The organism is Streptomyces sichuanensis, assembly GCF_020328095.1.
GTDB lineage: Bacteria > Actinomycetota > Actinomycetes > Streptomycetales > Streptomycetaceae > Streptomyces > Streptomyces cinnamoneus.
In genome coordinates this window covers 1-2,538 of sequence record NZ_JAIXMK010000242.1, presented here as the reverse complement: position 1 = coordinate 2,538, position 2,538 = coordinate 1, and the positions used below count along the sequence as shown (strand labels likewise).

Genomic DNA, 2,538 nt, shown 5'->3' with positions numbered 1-2,538 from the left:
TCGCCGATGCGCTCCTTGAGCAGGTAGGCCAGGCCGTCGGTGCCGCGCTGGAAGAGGTCGAAGGCGTAGTTCTCGTCGGCGTGCTGGGAGAGCATGACGACGCCGATGCCGGGGTGGCCGGCGCGGATGGCGTGGGCGGCGGCGATGCCCTCGGTGTGGTGGCCGGGCGGCATGCGGATGTCGGCGATGACGGCCTCGGGGCGCAGCTCCTCGACGGCGGCGAGCAGCTCGGCGGCGTCGCCGACGGCCGAGACGACGGCGACGTCGCCGGTGTCCTCCAGCAGCCGGCGGGTGCCCTCGCGCACCAGGTAGTGGTCCTCGGCGATGACGACGCGCATCGGTTGCTCAGTCACGGATCTCCTCCCGCACCCGCTCGGCCAGTCTGGAACGGATCGTGGTGCCGGCGCCGGACCGGCTGGTGATCCGCAGGTCCCCGCCCACCGCCTCGATCCTGTCGCGCATCCCGGTCAGTCCGGAACCACGCGTGGTGTCGGTGGGGAAGCCGACGCCGTCGTCGACGACCTCGACCACGAGCCAGCCCTCGCGGCGGGCCATGCGGATCGTGACGCGGGTGGCGTCGGCGTGCTTGAGGACGTTGGTGAGCGCCTCGGAGATGAGGTAGAACGCGGACTCCTCGACGTCGAGGGCGAAGCGCACCCGGTCGAGGGACTCCTCGATGTGCACCGTGACGGGGATCGGCATGCGGCGGGCCCGGGAGGTGACGGCGGCGACCAGGCCCTGGTCGGTGAGGACCGGCGGGTGGATGCCGTGGGCGACCTCGCGCAGCTCGTCGATGACGCGGTAGGCGTCGTCCTGGACCTCGGTCAGCACGGCGTGGACGTCACCGCCGCGGCCGAGGCGGTTGCGGGCGAGGCGCAGCTTGGCGACCAGGGCCACCAGGTCCTGCTGGATGCCGTCGTGCAGCCGGCGTTCGATGCGCCGCCGCTCGCCGTCCTGGGCGTGCACGATGCGGGCGCGGGAGGCGTCGAGCTCGCCGGCCTGGCGTTGCACCTCCTCGATGCGGGTGGACAGTTCGGCGGCCAGGCGCACGTTGTGGACGGCGAGGGCGGCCTGCCGGGCGAGGGTGCCGACCACGTCGTGGTCCTCGGGGGTGAAGCGGCCCTCGGTCTTGGGCCCGTACTCGATGAGGCCGAGGACGTCCTTGCCGTAGCAGACCGGGAAGCCGCTGCCGGTGTTCCGGGCGGTGCCGGAGGGGGGCTCGTCGCCGGCCGTGCCGACGTGGGCGGGCAGGTCACCGCAGCCTCCCAGGCGGACCCGGGCCCATTGCAGGCCCAGACCCTGCTGCAGTCCGGCGGCGAGCTGGGGCGCCAGCCGGCTGAGGTCGTAGGCGTGTTCGAGGACGCTGCCGAACTGGACGAGGAGTTCGAAGCTGCTGAGCCGGTCGCCGAAGACGCGGCGCTCGGCGAGCTGGTTCAGCTTGGCCCGCAGCGGCTGGAAGAGGGCCGTGGCCGTGACCGCGACCAGCACCGACAGGCCGATCGGGAAGTACTGGCCGGCCGTCAGGCCGAGGGTCATGGCCATGCCCAGGTACCAGCCGCTGATGATGAGCCACAGCGTGCCGTAGACGACCGAGCGCCGGATGACGATGTCGACGCCCAGGAGGCGGTAGCGCAGGGCGGCGTAGACGACGGACAGGGAGATCAGGACGTAGGGCAGGGCGCCGAGGGCCGAGCCGATGAGGTAGAGGATCCCGGATTCGCCGTGCCAGGTGCGGAACAGCCGGGAGACCGCCCGGCCGAGGAAGAGCACGGCCGCCGCCAGGGCGAGGGGCAGCAGCGCGGCGACGTCGCGCTGCCCGGCCGCCCGGGCGCGCAGACAGCGGACGACCAGCAACGTGGCGCCCACCCCGGGCAGCCATGCCTCGGGGTAGTAGAACACCGCGAACTCGACGGTACTGGTGGGCACACCCGCCAGCGGCAGGACGAACGGCAGGGCCAGCAGGGCCCACAGCGAGCGCAGGACGGGGCGCTCGTAGCGGAAGCGGGAGCGGCCGTCGGGCAGCAGCGCCAGCAGGTGCACGACGAGGATGCTGACCGCGAGGTTGTCCCATTCCGCCGGGAGGACGACCAGGCAGGCCGTCGGCGAGGGCAGGCCGTTCTCGGGGGCGCTGAGGTCCCAGCCGAACCGGACGGTCAGCAGCGCCGAGGTGTAGCGGATGCCGATGCTCACCGACAGGGCGGTGCCGATCAGCAGCAGCCTGCGGGCGACCGGGTTGTCGGGGGCGTGCCACCAGGCGAACAGGCCGGCGCAGTAACAGGGCAGAACGGCGCCGAGGATCCACGGCAGCGTGACGGTGTTGTTCTCCAGCAGAAACGCTCCGGTGGTCACCGCCCAGAGCAGGCAGGACCCGCCGGAGAACGCGGCAATCCGTATCGCCGGTCCGCTGCCCCTCACACGCAACCCCTCACGCGCGCCATTATCGACGGGCCGGACGACGGCAGTCCAGACGATCGCCCGCGGGTCGCATAGCGGAAAACCTCCATGGAGATCGGAGGATTCCGGGCTGTGCGCCGGACG

The 2,538-nt window shown here is 72.4% G+C and carries 2 protein-coding genes; both read right to left on the bottom strand.

The window, feature by feature from the left end:
* Positions 1 to 353 (bottom strand): response regulator (locus LE181_RS31620; protein ID WP_225665031.1); only part of this gene is annotated, 353 nt, incomplete at its 3' end.
* Positions 346 to 2,349 (bottom strand): GAF domain-containing sensor histidine kinase, encoded by a 2,004-nt coding sequence (locus LE181_RS32550; RefSeq protein WP_225665029.1) that lies wholly within the window; start codon positions 2,347 to 2,349, stop codon positions 346 to 348. The genes LE181_RS32550 and LE181_RS31620, both read right to left, overlap by 8 nt.
* Between the last annotated feature and the right edge of the window lie 189 nt (positions 2,350 to 2,538).